At 73.4% G+C, this 14574-nt stretch carries 15 protein-coding genes; 6 read left to right on the top strand and 9 right to left on the bottom strand.

What is annotated here, in order from left to right; genetic code table 11:
- Positions 1-32 precede the first annotated feature (32 nt).
- Positions 33-497: a hypothetical protein gene (locus HEP81_RS35920; protein ID WP_037653883.1), complete on the top strand. Its 465-nt coding sequence runs from the start codon at positions 33-35 to the stop codon at positions 495-497.
- Between the two features lie 67 nt (positions 498-564).
- On the opposite strand, the gene HEP81_RS35925 is transcribed toward HEP81_RS35920, so the two are convergent.
- From HEP81_RS35925 to HEP81_RS35935, 3 genes are all read right to left on the bottom strand, one after another.
- On the bottom strand, positions 565-915 hold the full coding sequence (locus HEP81_RS35925) for a hypothetical protein (RefSeq protein ID WP_051850052.1): 351 nt from the start codon (positions 913-915) through the stop codon (positions 565-567).
- Positions 912-2600, bottom strand: coding sequence for an aa3-type cytochrome oxidase subunit I (gene ctaD, locus HEP81_RS35930; RefSeq protein ID WP_037653884.1), 1689 nt, complete (start codon positions 2598-2600; stop codon positions 912-914). Before ctaD ends, HEP81_RS35925 begins: the two co-directional genes overlap by 4 nt.
- 191 nt (positions 2601-2791) lie before the next feature.
- Entirely contained in the window at positions 2792-3991 is a 1200-nt protein-coding gene (locus HEP81_RS35935; RefSeq protein WP_106979885.1) for a glycosyltransferase family protein, read from the bottom strand.
- A 197-nt stretch (positions 3992-4188) separates the two neighbouring features.
- On the opposite strand from HEP81_RS35935, the gene HEP81_RS35940 reads away from it, so the two are divergent.
- Together HEP81_RS35940 and HEP81_RS35945 are read left to right on the top strand one after the other, a co-directional pair.
- Entirely contained in the window at positions 4189-5058 is an 870-nt protein-coding gene (locus HEP81_RS35940; protein WP_037653885.1) for an MBL fold metallo-hydrolase, read from the top strand.
- A gap of 31 nt (positions 5059-5089) precedes the next feature.
- On the top strand, positions 5090-5476 hold the full coding sequence (locus HEP81_RS35945) for a DUF2267 domain-containing protein (protein ID WP_037653886.1): 387 nt from the start codon (positions 5090-5092) through the stop codon (positions 5474-5476).
- A 96-nt stretch (positions 5477-5572) separates the two neighbouring features.
- Here HEP81_RS35945 and HEP81_RS35950 read toward each other — a convergent pair whose 3' ends face one another.
- Both HEP81_RS35950 and HEP81_RS35955 read right to left on the bottom strand, forming a co-directional pair.
- Positions 5573-6262 (bottom strand): dienelactone hydrolase family protein, encoded by a 690-nt coding sequence (locus HEP81_RS35950; protein WP_051850053.1) that lies wholly within the window; start codon positions 6260-6262, stop codon positions 5573-5575.
- Positions 6263-6385: 123 nt separating this feature from the next.
- Positions 6386-7768 carry a hypothetical protein gene (locus HEP81_RS35955; protein ID WP_375139814.1) on the bottom strand — a complete coding sequence of 461 codons (1383 nt, stop codon included), beginning with the start codon at positions 7766-7768 and terminating at the stop codon, positions 6386-6388.
- Positions 7769-7881: 113 nt separating this feature from the next.
- Between HEP81_RS35955 and HEP81_RS35960 the strand changes: the two genes are divergently transcribed.
- A complete protein-coding gene (locus HEP81_RS35960; RefSeq protein ID WP_078967269.1) occupies positions 7882-9141 on the top strand; it encodes a molybdopterin-dependent oxidoreductase in 1260 nt (419 codons plus the stop codon).
- 322 nt (positions 9142-9463) lie between these two features.
- Here HEP81_RS35960 and HEP81_RS35965 read toward each other — a convergent pair whose 3' ends face one another.
- Genes HEP81_RS35965 through HEP81_RS35975 form a run of 3 tightly spaced genes read right to left on the bottom strand, consistent with a single transcriptional unit; the run spans position 9464 to position 11519 of the window.
- The gene (locus HEP81_RS35965; RefSeq protein ID WP_037653888.1) at positions 9464-10216 is read right to left on the bottom strand and encodes a class I SAM-dependent methyltransferase; all 753 of its coding nucleotides are present in this window, start codon (positions 10214-10216) and stop codon (positions 9464-9466) included.
- On the bottom strand, positions 10213-10830 hold the full coding sequence (locus HEP81_RS35970; RefSeq protein ID WP_037653889.1) for a TIGR04282 family arsenosugar biosynthesis glycosyltransferase: 618 nt from the start codon (positions 10828-10830) through the stop codon (positions 10213-10215). The genes HEP81_RS35965 and HEP81_RS35970 overlap by 4 nt, the downstream gene beginning before the upstream one ends.
- Positions 10827-11519 (bottom strand): glycosyltransferase family 2 protein, encoded by a 693-nt coding sequence (locus tag HEP81_RS35975; protein WP_172625097.1) that lies wholly within the window; start codon positions 11517-11519, stop codon positions 10827-10829. The genes HEP81_RS35970 and HEP81_RS35975 overlap by 4 nt, the downstream gene beginning before the upstream one ends.
- A gap of 113 nt (positions 11520-11632) precedes the next feature.
- Between HEP81_RS35975 and HEP81_RS35980 the strand changes: the two genes are divergently transcribed.
- Both HEP81_RS35980 and HEP81_RS35985 read left to right on the top strand, forming a co-directional pair.
- The gene (locus tag HEP81_RS35980) at positions 11633-12397 is read left to right on the top strand and encodes a response regulator transcription factor (protein WP_243279696.1); all 765 of its coding nucleotides are present in this window, start codon (positions 11633-11635) and stop codon (positions 12395-12397) included.
- 2 nt (positions 12398-12399) lie between these two features.
- Entirely contained in the window at positions 12400-13509 is a 1110-nt protein-coding gene (locus HEP81_RS35985) for a sensor histidine kinase (protein WP_037653892.1), read from the top strand.
- On the opposite strand, the gene HEP81_RS35990 is transcribed toward HEP81_RS35985, so the two are convergent.
- Complete coding sequence (locus HEP81_RS35990; RefSeq protein ID WP_037653893.1) at positions 13506-14522, bottom strand: NAD-dependent epimerase/dehydratase family protein; 1017 nt, start codon at positions 14520-14522, stop codon at positions 13506-13508. The two genes, HEP81_RS35985 and HEP81_RS35990, sit on opposite strands and share 4 nt — an antisense overlap.
- Positions 14523-14574: the final 52 nt, after the last annotated feature.

Here is a 14574-nt window from a genome sequence, read left to right on the forward strand (position 1 = left end):
CGTACCGTGTCCGCCGCGGTACCCGGAGGCGCATGTTCCGCAGCATCGTGCGCGGCTGCGCTGCCGGGGCCGCCGGAACGACCGCACTGAACGCCCTGTCCTACCTGGACATGGCGCTGCGTGGCCGGCCCTCGAGCAGCGCGCCCGAAGACGTGGTGGAGAAGATCACCGAGAAGGCCGGGCACCCGGTCCCGGAGTCGGACGGCCGGGACAACCGGCTGGCCGGCCTCGGCGCGCTCACGGGCATCGCCGTCGGGGTCGGCACCGGCGCCGCCGTCGCCCTGCTTTACCGGGCCGGTGTCCGCCCGCCCGGCCGGCTGGGCGGCCCCGCCACCGGCGCCCTGGCCATGATCCTGACCGACACCCCGATCGCCGGGCTCGGCATCAGCGACCCCCGCACCTGGTCCCCGGCCGACTGGACCGCGGACGCCCTCCCGCACCTCGGCTACGGCCTGGTCACCTATGGGCTGATCAGCGCGGCCCACCGGCACCACTGACCGCCGACGTTCGAAGGCAGCCGCGCCCTCGGGGGAGCGGCTGCCTTCGAACGAAACGCGACGGACCTCAGAGAAGCAGCAGCAGCGTCACCGCCGCCACCAGCCCCGCGCACACGCCCAGCGTCCAGCCCACGCACCGCCGCCGCAGCTCCCGGTACCTGTTCTCGTACTCGGCGCGCAGCGAGGTGCAGCGGGCGGCGATGCGCTCCAGGTCCTTCCTGGCGCGGCGCAGGGCGTCCTCGACGTAGCTCTGCTCGATCTCCGTGCGCTGGGCGGTCGTCAGCCAGTCCATGGGACGGACGAACTCCCGGGCGCGCTGCTCGGCCTCCGCGATACGGGCCTGCCAGAGCAGGTAGCCCTCCACCTCGTTGCTCAGTTCCCCCTCCGTGGCCCCCTGCCGCACACTCGGGTCGCTCATACCGCGCCCTGCGCCTCGGCCTCCGCCAGCGCGATGTCCGGGTGGTGCAGGTCGAACGCCGGGGCCTCACTGCGGACCCGGGGCAGGGTCAGGAAGTTGTGGCGCGGCGGCGGGCAGGAGGTCGCCCACTCCAGCGAGCGGCCGTAGCCCCAGGGGTCGTCCACGCCGACCGGCACCCCGAACCGCGCCGTCTTCCAGACGTTGTAGAGGAACGGCAGCATCGACAGGCCCAGCAGGAACGAGCCGATCGAGGAGACCGTGTTCAGGGCGGTGAACCCGTCGGCGGCCAGATAGTCGGCGTAACGGCGGGGCATGCCCTCGGCGCCCAGCCAGTGCTGCACCAGGAACGTGGTGTGGAAGCCGATGAACAGCGTCCAGAAGGTGATCTTGCCGAGGCGTTCGTCCAGCATCTTGCCGGTGAACTTGGGCCACCAGAAGTGGAATCCGGCGAACATGGCGAACACGACCGTACCGAAGACCACGTAGTGGAAGTGGGCCACCACGAAGTACGAGTCGGACACATGGAAGTCCATCGGCGGCGAGGCCAGGATGACACCGGTCAGACCGCCGAAGAGGAACGTGACGAGGAAGCCCGCCGACCAGAGCATCGGCGTCTCGAAGGACAGCGAGCCCTTCCACATGGTGCCGATCCAGTTGAAGAACTTCACGCCCGTCGGCACGGCGATCAGGAAGGTCATGAAGGAGAAGAAGGGAAGCAGCACACCGCCGGTGACGTACATGTGGTGCGCCCACACGGTCACGGACAGACCCGCGATGGAGATCGTCGCGGCGATCAGGCCCATGTAACCGAACATCGGCTTGCGGGAGAAGACCGGGATGATCTCGGAGACGATGCCGAAGAACGGCAGCGCGATGATGTACACCTCGGGATGGCCGAAGAACCAGAAGAGGTGCTGCCACAGCAGGGCGCCGCCATTGGCCGGGTCGAAGACATGGGCCCCGAACTTGCGGTCCGCCTCGACGGCGAACAGCGCGGCGGCCAGCACGGGGAAGGCCAGCAGGACCAGCACGGCGGTCAGCAGCACGTTCCACACGAAGATCGGCATACGGAACATCGTCATGCCCGGCGCGCGCATGCAGATGATCGTGGCGATGAAGTTGACCGAGCCGAGGATCGTCCCGAAGCCGGAGAAGGCCAGACCCATGAGCCACAGGTCGGAGCCGACATTGGGCGAGAACACCTCGCTGTGCAGGGGCGCGTAGGAGAACCAGCCGAAGTCGGCCGCGCCGTCCGGAGTGAGGAAGCCGCCCACCGCGATGAGCGAGCCGAGCAGGTACAGCCAGTAGGCGAACATGTTCAGCCGCGGGAAGGCGACATCGGGGGCGCCGATCTGGAGCGGCATGATCCAGTTGGTGAATCCGGCGAACAGCGGTGTCGCGAACATCAGCAGCATCACGGTGCCGTGCATCGTGAACAGCTGGTTGAACTGCTCCTTGGAGACGATCTGGAGCCCCGGGCGGGCCAGCTCGGCGCGCATGATGAGCGCCATGAGGCCGCCGATCAGGAAGAACGCGAACGACGTCGCCAGATACAGCGTGCCGATCGTCTTGTGATCGGTGGTCGTCAGCCACTTCACCACGACATTGCCGGGCTGCTTGCGCCGTACCGGCACCTCGGTGTCGTAGGTGTCGGCCGGCCCCTTGGGCTCGTTCAGAATGCTCACAGCTGGTACGCCTCCCGGCGCTCGCAGGTTCGCCGACGTCAGTCATCCGACATCCTTGCGGCACCACGTCGGCCGCCGGACCCCTCGGCGGCCGGGACACGGCCGAACGGCTGACGCTCGCACCCGAACGGAGCATCCGGACACCCCGATCGGAGCAACGGTGCGGCGGGGCGGAGCGGCGGGCCGGGCGCTCAGGGGGAGTGGTTGGCGAAGGTCGCCAGATATGTGCCGTAGAGCAGCGAGAAGGCGGTGAGGTACCCGCACAGCCTGCGGGTGGCGTCGGGGTCGGTGCGCCACCGGTGGACCAGGGCCTGTGCCGCGGGGATGAGCAGCGGGAACGCCGGCAGCAGGAAGCGCGGCTTGGACTCGAAGGGGCCCGAGACCAGCACGACCGGCAGCAGCAGCGCGGCGGTGTACAGCAGCAGCGCCGGCGGGACGCGCTCCCGGCACAGCCGGACGAACAGATGGACGCCGACCGCCACGACCACCAGCGCCACCGGGTAGATGACGCCGTCGGTGAGCGGCACCGTCGCGAGGAAGCGGAGGGTGCCGAGGCCCCCGTCGAAGCGTGACTCCCAGGCGCTCTGCACCTGGAAGTAGCCGCGCAGCAGGGCGCCCGTGCGATGCCCCACCAGCAGCAGGTACGCCGTCCAGCCGAGCGGGGCGGCCAGGGCTCCGGCCCACAGTCCGAGCGGCACACGCCCCCGGCGCCGTACGACCTCGAGGGCGGCCACGCCGAGGACGGCCGCGGCGGCGGCGTAGCCGTTCGGCCGGGTCAGGCCCGCGAGCGCGGCGAGCGCGCCGGCCGTGAGCCAGCGCTCGTCCAGCAGCGCGTACAGGCACCAGACGGCGAGCGCGATGAACAGGGGCTCGGTGTAGGCGAGGGTGAGCACGACGGAGTGCGGCAGCGCGGCCCACAGGGCGACCATCGCGGTGGCGACCGCGCGGCCGTACAACCGGTGCCCGATCGCGTAGACGCCGACGGCGGCCAGCGCCGTCGCGGTCCAGGCGATCAGCAGCGCCGCCACGCCCGGGGTCAGCAGGGAGATCTGGTCGAGGGCCCGGATGAGTCCCGGGTAGAGGGGGAAGAACGCCCAGTCGGTCTGCACCGCGCCGGAGTTGGTGATGTGCACCCGGGTGCCGTAGCCGTGCGTGGCGATGTGCAGGTACCAGACGGAGTCCCAGGAGTGGGCCAGGCCCTTGAGTATCGAACGGCCGGTGAGCAGGTTCACCACGACGACGAGGACCGCCCCCGCCAGCCGGACGCCGCCGAAGAGGACGAGCGCCCGCTGGACGCCGGGTGGCCAGGTCCGCCGCTCGCGCCCTTCCAGGGGCGGACCGGGCCGTTCGAGGGCGGAGGCAGCGCCGTGTTGCGGGGAGAACGTACTCACCCCCTGACCTTGAGCGGAGCCGCACGTACGTGCAATGGGGCCACGCCGATCAAGCCACTTCTGTCTTGTTTTACCTGCTGGTCAGAGCGTCGTACCGGGGAAAATACAAGACCGTACGCCCCTGTCGATCCCGGTTCGCGCGGGTCATCCTGGAAGGGCGGTTCCACCCGGGGCCGCGCCCCTCGGAAGGAGTTCCTGTGGACGGCTGGTACGTCGACGACCGCTGCACCAACTGCGATGTCGCCCGGCAGCTGGCGCCGGACCTGATCGACGAGGAGAACGGCACGTCCCGGATCGTGCGGCAGCCCGGGACCGAGGAGGAGAACCGGCGCCTGCACGCGGCCGTCTTCGCCTGCCACACCCGCTCGATCCGCCCCACCACCGGACAGCCCGACCAGACGCTCGACCCGTTCCCCCTGGCCCTGGACGACGGGGTGCTGCTGTGCGGCCACAACTCGCCGCGCACCGCGGCCGCCAACGCCTATCTGCTGCGCCGGCCCGACGGCACCCAGATGATGGTCGACACCCCGCGCTGGAGCCGCGCCCTCGCCGACCGTTACACGGCCCTCGGCCGGATCACGGACGTCCTGCTCACCCATCGCGACCACGCCGCCCACGGCCGCCGCTGGGCCGATCACCTCGGCGCCCGGCTGTGGATCCATGAGGGCGACCTCGACGCCGCGCCCGACGCGGACCAGGTGATCCGGGGCCTCGATCCGGTGGAGATCGGCGCGGGCGTCACCGTGCACCCGCTGCCCGGCCACACCCGGGGCAGCGTGCTCTACCTCGCGGACGACCGGTACTGCTTCTCCGGCGACAGCTTCTACTGGTCCCGCTCGCTCGGCGATCTCGCCGTCGCGGACAGCGTGACCTGGTACTCCATCGAGGAGTTGGCCGCCTCCCTGGCGCGTACGGCGGACCGGCTGCGCTTCGAGTGGGTGCTGCCGGGCCACGGCGACCGCAGGCAGCTGCCCGCCGCCGAGATGTCCCGCAGGCTGCGCGCCCTGACCGAGCGCGCGCGGACGCTGCGCCCGCGTCCCGTCGACTTCGCGGCCGTACGGTGGTGAGAGGAGCGGTGTTCGAGAGCGGGAGGTCACCGTGCGACTGGCGGAGTTTCTGACCCGGGTCCAGGACCGCGGGGAGTACCGGAGCCAGGAGGAGGCCGAGCACGTCAGCGAGGCCGTGCTGTGGACGCTGGCCACCCGGATCACCCCGGAGGAGGCCGACGAGCTGGCGGCGCGGCTGCCCGCACCGCTGGACGAGGCCCTGCACCGGGACCGGGGCTGCGCCGAGTCCTTCGGCCGGGAGGAGTTCCTGCGGCGCGTGGCCCAGCAGACCGGCGCCCGGCCGCGCACGGCGGAGTGGGACGCGGGCGCGGTGCTCTCCACCGTCGCCGACTCGGTCTCGGGTGGCGAGCTGGACGGTCTGCTGGCCCGGTTGCCGGCCACCTACGCGGAGCTGTTCGGGAGGCCGGGGCCTGACTGAGTCCAAGGCCGCATCGGGTCCGGGGCCGGGCTGAGTCCAAGGCCGCATCGAGTCCGAGGTGGCTGACTTCGGGACCGCGTCGAGTCAGGGGCCGCCTCACTGCCCGTGCGTCTCCAGGTCCCGCTCCCGCTCCTCCTCTATGGCCCGCAGCCGTTCGTCGCACCACCGCCGGGCCGCGGCGGAGACCTGGGCCAGCGCGCGCGGGTCCTCGAAGAGATGGGTGGCGTCGGGTACGACATGCAGGGCGTGCGGGGCCCGCAGCCGCCGGGCCGCGTCCTGATTGAGCCGCAGGATCTCGTGGTCCCGACCGCCGACGACGAGCAGCACCGGTGCCTGGACCTGCTCGAGCGCGTCGCCCGCCAGATCGGGCCGCCCGTCCCGGGAGACCACGGCCAGGACGCGCTCGGGCCGCTCGGCGGCGGCCGTCAGCGCGGCGGCGGTACCGGTGCTCGCGCCGAACAGCACCACCGGCGTCCCCCGGGTGTCGGGCTGTTCCGCGAGCCAGTCGATCGCCCCCACCAGCCGGTGCGCGAGGAGCGGGATGTCGAAGCGGTGGTCGGCGTTGCGCGCGTCGTGCCGCTCCTCCCGCTCGCTGAGCAGATCGAGCAGCAGCGTGCCGTACCCGGCCGTGCGCAGCTCGGCGGCCACGGTCCGGTTGCGGGTGCTGTGCCGGGAGCTGCCGTTGCCGTGCGCGAAGAGCACCACCGCACGCGAGGGCGCCTGGACCACGAGGTCGCCGTGGAGCGCGGCGTCGTCCATGCGGACGAGAACCATCTCGGAGATCATCGGCCTCAACCCTTCCCGGGGCGCCGTTCCCGCCGAGCGTTACGGCCCGGATGTCCCACCTCCCATGATGCCCACGGGACCCGGCCCCCGGCACCCGCAGGGCCGGGGCCCCGCCGATCACCGTCACCAGCCGGTCAGCAGCAGATGATTGAGGAGCAGCGCGAGCACCGCCTGGGCGGCGAGCCAGAGACGGGGGCGGGGGAGCAGCGCGCAGGCGGGCAACAGCCACAGCGCGAAGGGCAGCCAGATCCGCTCGGTCTCGGCCTTGCTCATGCCGGACAGGTCGGCCACCAGCAGGGCGAGCAGCGCGGCCGACACAAGGAGGGCGAGCCTGGCCCGGGAGCCGGTACGGCGGTGCAGGAGTACGGCGCCGGCGCGGCGCAGGCCCGCCGCCGTGGCCGGGCCGGTGATCAGCGCGGCGCACGCGAGATCGGCCCACACCCAGTAGCCGTACGGGCGGATACCGCCCACGCCTTGGTAGTAGCGGATCGTCAGGAGTTGGTATCCGTGCCACCAGTTGAAACCCGCGAGCGTGAACACCACAGGAAAGACGGCGAGTCCGGCAAGCAGGGGCAGCAACAGGAAGGGCCGGGCGCGTAGCTCGCGGCGGGCGAGGAAGAGCACGGCGGCGCCGACGAGGGCGAAGAGCGTGAGGCCGTACGAGAGATAGCAGGTCAGTCCGAACAGCAGGCCCGAGCCGGCCGCCGCCCACGGGGAGGGGCGGGTCAGGGCGAGGGCGAGCAGGGCCACGGACCAGGCGGCGACCGCCGCGAAGTAGCCGTCGGCGGAGACGCCCTGCCACACCGCGGCCGGAGCCAGCACCGTGAACGGCGCCGCCCGCCGCGCGAGCGCCTCCCCGGCCAGGGCGCGCACCGCGATCAGCACCGCCACGCATCCGCTCGCGCCGACGACCACACAGAACATCCCGGCCCAGCCGCCGCCCCGCAGCCCGATCCGGTCGAGCAGGACGAAGGTCAGCGTGGCCGCCGGGGGGTGCCCCGCGACATGGGCGGGCCACGGGGCCGGGGAGCCGCTGACGATGTGGTGGGTGAAGTCGCGCAGCGCGGCCGGGATGTCATGGAACCGGCCGATCACCCGGAGGTACTCCTCACGGGTGGTCAGCCGGCCCGCGATGCCCCGCTGCCAGCCGTCCACCAGTGCCAGCGACGCGATCCACGCCAGCGCGGTCGCCCAGCCCGCCGTGAGCAGCCCGCGCCAGGGCAGCCGGGCCGCGAGCACGGGCCCGTAGCTCACGGTCGCCGCGGCCACGGCCAGTGCGGCGGGGGTGCCGGGGCCGAGGTGCGGGTCCCAGTCGGCGAACACCGGGGGCCAGTGCACGAACAGCGTGCGATGGGTCTCCTGGATGTGGCGGCCGACCAGGACCGCCGCGGTCACGAGGAGGGCGGCGGCAGCGGCGGCGTACAGATCGCGGCGGGCGGCGCGGGAGGCGCCGGCGGGATCCGCGGAACGGCCGGGGGCGAGGTCTCGGTGGGGAGAACGGGTCACACCAAGACGCTAGGCCGGGCGGGCGGCGCCGTGCCGCCGTCCGGGCCGGACGTCAGGGTTTCGTCACCAGTCGTACCGCCTGTCCCGGACGTCCTCCGGCTTACGGTCAGGACATGCGTGACCAAGACCGCCTCCCCACCTCACCGGGTTTCTGGCGCAGTCCTCTGCGCGGCCCGTGGTTCACCTCGGTGCTCGGCCTCGTCCTCCTCGTCGGCATCACCGTGCTGTTCGTGACCGGCCTGGTGTCGTACGCCGCCTACAACCCGGGTCTGTCCCCGGTCAATGACACGACCCCGGACAAGGGACTCCTGGGCTTCTATCTCTTCGCGTGGCCCACCGACCCGGTGTGGCTGTACCGCCTCACCCAGGGCGTCCATGTCACCCTGGGCATCACCCTGATCCCCGTCCTGCTGGCCAAGCTGTGGTCGGTGGTGCCGAGACTGTTCGCCCTGCCCCCGGCCCGCTCCGTCGCCCACGCGCTGGAACGGATCTCCCTGTTGCTGCTGGTCGGCGGCGGCCTGTTCGAGTTCACCACCGGTGTGCTCAACATCCAGCTGGACTACGTCTTCCCGGGCTCCTTCTACCCGCTGCACTTCTACGGCGCCTGGGTGTTCTTCGCCGCCTTCGTCGCCCATGCCGTACTGAAGACGCCCACCGCGCTGCGCACCGTGCGCCGGCGGCTGCGCGACGAACCCGAGGAGGGTGTCGAGCCCGCGGCGGACACCCTGGTCTCCCCGCGCCCCGATCGGCCCACCGTCTCCCGGCGCGGCGCTTTCGGGCTGGTCGGCGGCGGCTCGCTGCTGCTGTTCCTGACCACGGTCGGACAGAGCCTCGGCGGACCCTTCCGCCGTACCGCCCTGCTCGCACCGCACGGCACGGCCGATCCGAACGGCGGACCCAACGGCTTCCAGATCAACAAGACCGCCGCGTACGCCGGGATCACCGCGGCCGACACCCACGAGGACGCCTGGCGGCTCGTGGTCACCGGCCGTACCGGCACCGTCCGCCTCAGCCGCGCCCAGCTGCTCCAACTCCCCTTGCACAGCTCCTCGTTGCCCATCGCCTGCGTGGAGGGCTGGTCGACCGCCGACCAGTGGTGGCGCGGGGTACGGCTGCGCGACCTCGCCGCGCTGGTCGGCCATGACGGCGATCCGCCGGACGTGCTGGTGGAGTCCCTGCAACGGCACGGGGCCTTCCGTCGTGCGGCCCTGCGCGCCAACCAGGTGGCCGATCCGCGCACCCTGCTCGCCCTGTACGTCAACGGCGAGGAACTCTCCCCCGACCACGGCCACCCGGCGCGTGTCATCGTGCCCGCCGCACCCGGTGTGCTCAACACCAAATGGGTCGGCCGGCTTACCTTCGGAGCCCTGTGATGACGCCCCGACGGCTGCGCGTCGCGCCCGGCAGCCCCTTCCAACTCCTGCTGCTCGCCTGCTCGTTCGCGCTCGCCGCATACGCCGGGATCCGGCTGCTGGCCGGTGACTGGTTCGCGGTGGCGCTGTGGATCGTGGGCGCCGCCCTGCTGCACGACCTCGTGCTGGTGCCCCTGTACGCGGCGGCCGACCGGGCGGTGATCCACGGTCTAGCGGCCGCCGGACAGCGCGCCTGGACCCCCTACGTACGGGTCCCGGCCGCGCTGTCCGCGCTGCTGCTCCTCGTGTGGTTCCCGCTGATCAGCGGGAGGAGCGCCGAGCGCTACCGGTTGGCGACCGGCCTGTCCCCGGACGGCTTCCTCACCCGCTGGCTGCTGATCGCCGCCGTGCTCTTCGGTGGTTCCGCCGCGCTGCTGGCGCTGCGGGTGCGCAGGGCGGCGAAGCAGCGGCCACCGGCGCCCCACTGAGCGACGCGCCGCCACCCGGCCCCGCGCGCCCGGCGCAGCAGGGCCGGGGTACCGAGCCGGGCCCAGGGGAACGTGCCGCCGCGGGCGCCCGGGCCCGCGGTCACGTCGACCACCTCGACCTGGGCGCGTTCATCGACATCGGCGGGCACGGTCTCCGCGATCAGCAGGCCGCCCGGCCGCAGCAGCGCGGCCACCCGCCCCAGCAGCGCGGCCGGGTCGCCGCCGATGCCGATGTTGCCGTCCATGAGCAGCACGGTGTCCCAGCGGCCCTCGCCGGGCAGCGCCTCGAACACCGAGCGGCGCAGCACCGGGCCGCCGAGCCCGGTGGTGTGCTCCACCGCCGCGTCGCTGACATCGATGCCGAGCACGGTACGGCCCCGGCCGGCGAGTTCCGCCACCAGCCGCCCTGGCCCGCAGCCGACGTCCAGGACGGCGCCCTCGCAGCGGTCCAGCACCGCGAGATCCACCGCATCGGCCCGGCCGCACCAGCGCTCCACCTCAAGCGGCAGCAGCCAGCCGTCGGCACGGCGCAGGAACAGCGGGCCCCGGCCGGTGCGCAGCGCGGTGGCGTACGGGTCGGCGGCGGCCCAGGCGACGGAGCCGCTCATCGGGGCAGCCCCGCGGCGCAGCGGGCCAGCTGGGCGGCGAACCGGCCGTCCGGGACCAGCGCGGCGACCGCCCGGGCGTCGGCGGCGACATCGACGTCCCGCAGCCGGGGCAGCTCCCGCACCCGTAGCCCGGCGGCGGTCAGCCGCGCCCGCTGTGCGGCCCCGGTGCCGGGCGTCGACATGGGCACGCCGCGCAGCAGCGCCGGGTCGGGCTCGGCCAGCCCCAGTGCCCAGAACCCGCCGTCCCGCGCCGGGCCCAGCCACGCGTCGCAGTCGGCGAAGTCCACGGTCAGCAGCTCCGGTGTGACCTGCGGGGTGTCCATCCCGATCAGCAGCGCGGGTCCGGCGCAGTGCGCGAACGCGTCCGCCAGCCGCTCGTCCAGGCCGCCCGCGCACTGCGGTACGACCTCGAAGCCCGGCGGCAGCCAGGCCCCCGGCGTCCCGTCCAGCACCAGGACCCGCCGGGACGCGGGGGTCCGCGCCACCGTGTGCAGGGTGTCGGCGAGCGCCGCCTCGGCGAGCTCAGCCGCTTCCCGCGGGGTGAACGGCGGTGTCAGCCGGGTCTTTACCCTGCCGGGGCGGGGTTCCTTGGCGATCACGAGCAAGGTGGTCACTGCGCCGCCCTCTCCCGGGCCGGGGCCGCGGTCAGCACCCGGCGCATGTCCCGCACCGCGTGCCAGGTACCGGCCCAGGTGCCCGTCACCTTGGACGTACCGGTGCGCGGGAGGTACGGCACGTCGTGTTCGGCGACCCGCCAGCCGGCGTCGGCGGCACGCACCACCATCTCCAGCGGGTACCCGCTGCGCCGGTCGGTGAGACCCAGCCCGAGCAGCGCCTCGCGCCGGGCGGCCCGCAGCGGCCCCAGATCGTGCAGCCGCAGACCGGTGCGGTGGCGCAGCATCCGGGCCAGCGCGAGGTTCCCGGCCCGGGCGTGCACCGGCCAGGTGCCCCGGGCCACCGGGCGCCGTCGGCCCAGCACCAGATCGGCCGTCCCCTCCTGGATCCGCTGGACGAAGGGCACGAGCAGCGCCGGGTCCAGCGAGGCGTCGCAGTCGCAGAAGCACACGATGCCGGCCGTGGCGGCGGTCAGCCCGGCATGGCACGCGGCGCCGAAACCGCGCCGCGGCTCGTCCACCACGGTCGCGCCCAGGGCCCGGGCGATCCGGGCCGAGCCGTCGCGGGAGCCGTTGTCGACGACGAGAGCACGCCAGCCCGCCGGGATCCGGCCGAGCACCCAGGGCAGGGCCTCGGCCTCGTCCAGACAGGGCAGCACCACGTCGACGTCCGAAGAAGAGATCGTCATGGCTCTCACCCTACGAACGCGAACCGGGCATAACGGATTTCCGGTCCTTACGAAACGCGGACACCGAACCCGCCGCCCCGCCCGCCGGCCACGGGCGGTGGGAGGCTTGAGGCATGCGATCGCAGTACGAGCCCCACCGGGCCGCCACCACGGACGAGCCGGCACGAGACCGAGACCGGGACGGAGCCCGCGCCCGGGTTCTGGTCGTGGACGACGACCCCACCGTCGCCGAGGTGGTCGCCGGATACCTGGACCGGTCCGGCTACGCGGTCGACCGCGCCGACGACGGCCCCACGGCGCTCGGCCGCGCCCGCGACCGGTGGCCCGACCTCGTCGTGCTCGACCTGATGCTGCCCGGCATGGACGGCCTTGAGGTGTGCCGGCGGCTGCGGGAGCAGGGGCCCGTGCCGGTCATCATGCTGACCGCCCGGGGCGACGAGGAGGACCGCGTCCTCGGCCTGGAGGTCGGCGCGGACGACTACGTCACCAAGCCCTTCAGCCCCCGGGAACTCGTGCTGCGCGTCGAGTCCGTGCTGCGCCGCAGCCGCCCCGCCGCGACCGGCGGCCACCGGCTGGCCGCGGCCGGTCTCTCGGTCGACCCGGACGCCCGCCGCGCCACCAAGAACGGCGGCGAACTGGCGCTCACGCTCAGGGAGTTCGACCTGCTCGCCTTCTTCATGCGCCATCCCGGCCGCGCCTTCGGCCGGGAGGACCTGATGCGGGAGGTGTGGGGCTGGGACTTCGGTGACCTCTCGACGGTCACGGTGCATGTGCGCCGGCTGCGCGGCAAGGTCGAGGACGACCCGGCCCGGCCCCGGCTGATCCAGACGGTGTGGGGTGTCGGCTACCGCTTCGAGCCCGGCGGGGCGGTGGACTGACCGTGCACGCCATGCTCCTCATCGCCCTCTACGCCTTCGCCGGCGCCGCCGCGACCGGTCTCGCCGGAGCCGGTGTCCTGCGGCTGATCCGGCGCCGCTCGCTCACCGCCTCCCTCGCCGTGGTCGCGGCCGTCGGCGTCGTCGCCATGCTCGCCGGGACCCTCGCGGTCGCCTGGGCGATGTTCCTGTCCCCGCACGACCTGTCCGTGGTCACCACCGTCGTCGCCATGGCGGCCGTGGTCTCCCTGGCCACCGCGCTGATGATGGGCCGCTGGGTGGTCGCCCGCAGCCGCGAACTCACCGATGCCGCACGGTCGTTCGGGGACGGCGGCGCCTTCGCCGCGCCCGACGGGCCCGCGACCGCCGAACTGGAGTCCCTCAGCCGGGAGTTGGCCGCGACCAGCGCTCGGCTCGCCGATTCCCGGGAGCGGGAGCGGGCGTTGGAGGCGTCGCGGCGCGAGCTGGTCGCCTGGATCTCGCACGATCTGCGCACCCCGCTGGCCGGACTCCGGGCCATGGCGGAGGCCCTTGAGGACGGGGTAGCCGCCGACCCCGACCGCTATCTGAAGCAGATCCGCGCCGAGGTGGAACGCCTCAACGACATGGTCGGCGACCTCTTCGAACTCTCCCGGATACACGCGGGCACCCTCTCCCTGAGCCTCGCCCGGATCTCCCTGTACGACCTGGTCGGCGACGCGCTCGCCGGGGCCGACCCGCTGGCCAGGGAGCACGGGGTGCGGCTGGTGGGGGAGCGGGTCGAGCCGGTGCCGGTGGAGGTCGACGGCCGGGAGATGAGCCGGGTGCTCGGCAATCTGCTGGTCAACGCCATCCGCCGGACGCCCGCCGACGGCACGGTCGCGATCGCCGCCGAGCGCACCGACGAGGGCGTCGTGCTGTCCGTCACCGACGGCTGCGGCGGCATCCCGGAGGAGGACCTGCCGCGCGTCTTCGACACCGGCTGGCGCGGCACCGACGCCCGGACGCCCCCGGCGGGCGCGGGACTCGGCCTCGCCATCGTCCGGGGCATCGTGGAGGCCCACCGGGGCCGGGCCGCCGTCCGCAACATCCCCGGCGGCTGCCGCTTCGAGGTGACGCTGCCGACCGCGCGCTAACGCGAGGGAGCTGGTTCCTCCCCGAGTCCGGCCCGCGCGAACTCCCTCACCCCGTCCGCGAATTCCACGCGCGGCCGCCATCCCAGCGCGGCCCGCAGCCGGGCGGAGTCGGCGGTGATGTGCCGTACGTCCCCCAGTCGGTACTCCCCGGTGACCACCGGTTCCGGGCCGCCGCACGCCTCGGCGAGCGCCCGCGCCAGTTCGCCGACGGTACGGGGCTCACCGCTGCCGGTGTTGTACGCGGTGAGCGCGCCCGGCGCGGACTGCGCCTCCAGCGCGGCCACGTTCGCCGCGGCCACGTCCCGGACATGCACGAAGTCCCGCCGCTGGCCGCCGTCCTCGAAGACCCGGGGTGCCGCTCCGCGGGCGAGCGCGGAGCGGAAGAAGGAGGCGACCCCGGCATAGGGGGTGTCGCGGGGCATCCGGGGTCCGTACACATTGTGGTAGCGCAGGGAGACCGCCGTCCCGCCCGTGGTCCGGGCCCAGGCGGCGGCCAGGTGCTCCTGGGCGAGCTTGGTCGCCGCGTACACGTTCCGGGGATCGGCCGGGGCGTCCTCCCCGACCAGGCCGGGAGACAGTTCCGCCCCGCACACCGGGCAGCGGGGCTCGAACCGGCCCGCGTCGAGATCGGCCACGGCGCGCGGGCCCGGCCGTACGACACCGTGGCGCGGGCAGGTGTACCGGCCCTCGCCGTAGACGACCATGGACCCGGCGAGCACCAGGCGCCCCACGCCCGCCTGTGCCATCGCCGCGAGCAGCACGGCCGTACCCAGGTCGTTGCGCGAGACGTACTCCGGGGCGTCCGCGACGCCGTTGCCGAGGCCGACCATCGCCGCCTGATGGCATACGGCGTCCACCTCGGCCAGCGCCCGCGCCACCGCCGCAGCGTCCCGCACGTCCGCGCCGGGATCCGTACGGACGTCGTACTCCACCGGCTCATGGCCGCGCGTCCGCAGCGCCTCGACGACATGGGAACCGATGAAACCGGCACCGCCGGTGACCAATACACGCATACGGCCACGCTAGACGCGGCCCGCGCCCCGCCCCCGAAACGCGCGGGTCATG

Origin of the sequence: Streptomyces griseofuscus (assembly GCF_014673495.1) — a bacterium.
GTDB classification, from domain to species: Bacteria; Actinomycetota; Actinomycetes; order Streptomycetales; family Streptomycetaceae; genus Streptomyces; species Streptomyces murinus.

Coding starts and splice junctions, on each gene's coding strand:
- HEP81_RS35960 (WP_078967269.1), top strand. CDS start 7,882: ATGCGTGACCAAGACCGCCTCCCCACCTCACCGGGTTTCTGGCGCAGT.
- HEP81_RS35980 (WP_243279696.1), top strand. CDS start 11,633: ATGCGATCGCAGTACGAGCCCCACCGGGCCGCCACCACGGACGAGCCG.
- HEP81_RS35990 (WP_037653893.1), bottom strand. CDS start 14,522: ATGCGTGTATTGGTCACCGGCGGTGCCGGTTTCATCGGTTCCCATGTC.
- HEP81_RS35925 (WP_051850052.1), bottom strand. CDS start 915: ATGAGCGACCCGAGTGTGCGGCAGGGGGCCACGGAGGGGGAACTGAGC.
- HEP81_RS35920 (WP_037653883.1), top strand. CDS start 33: ATGTTCCGCAGCATCGTGCGCGGCTGCGCTGCCGGGGCCGCCGGAACG.
- HEP81_RS35975 (WP_172625097.1), bottom strand. CDS start 11,519: ATGACGATCTCTTCTTCGGACGTCGACGTGGTGCTGCCCTGTCTGGAC.
- HEP81_RS35965 (WP_037653888.1), bottom strand. CDS start 10,216: ATGAGCGGCTCCGTCGCCTGGGCCGCCGCCGACCCGTACGCCACCGCG.
- HEP81_RS35950 (WP_051850053.1), bottom strand. CDS start 6,262: ATGATCTCCGAGATGGTTCTCGTCCGCATGGACGACGCCGCGCTCCAC.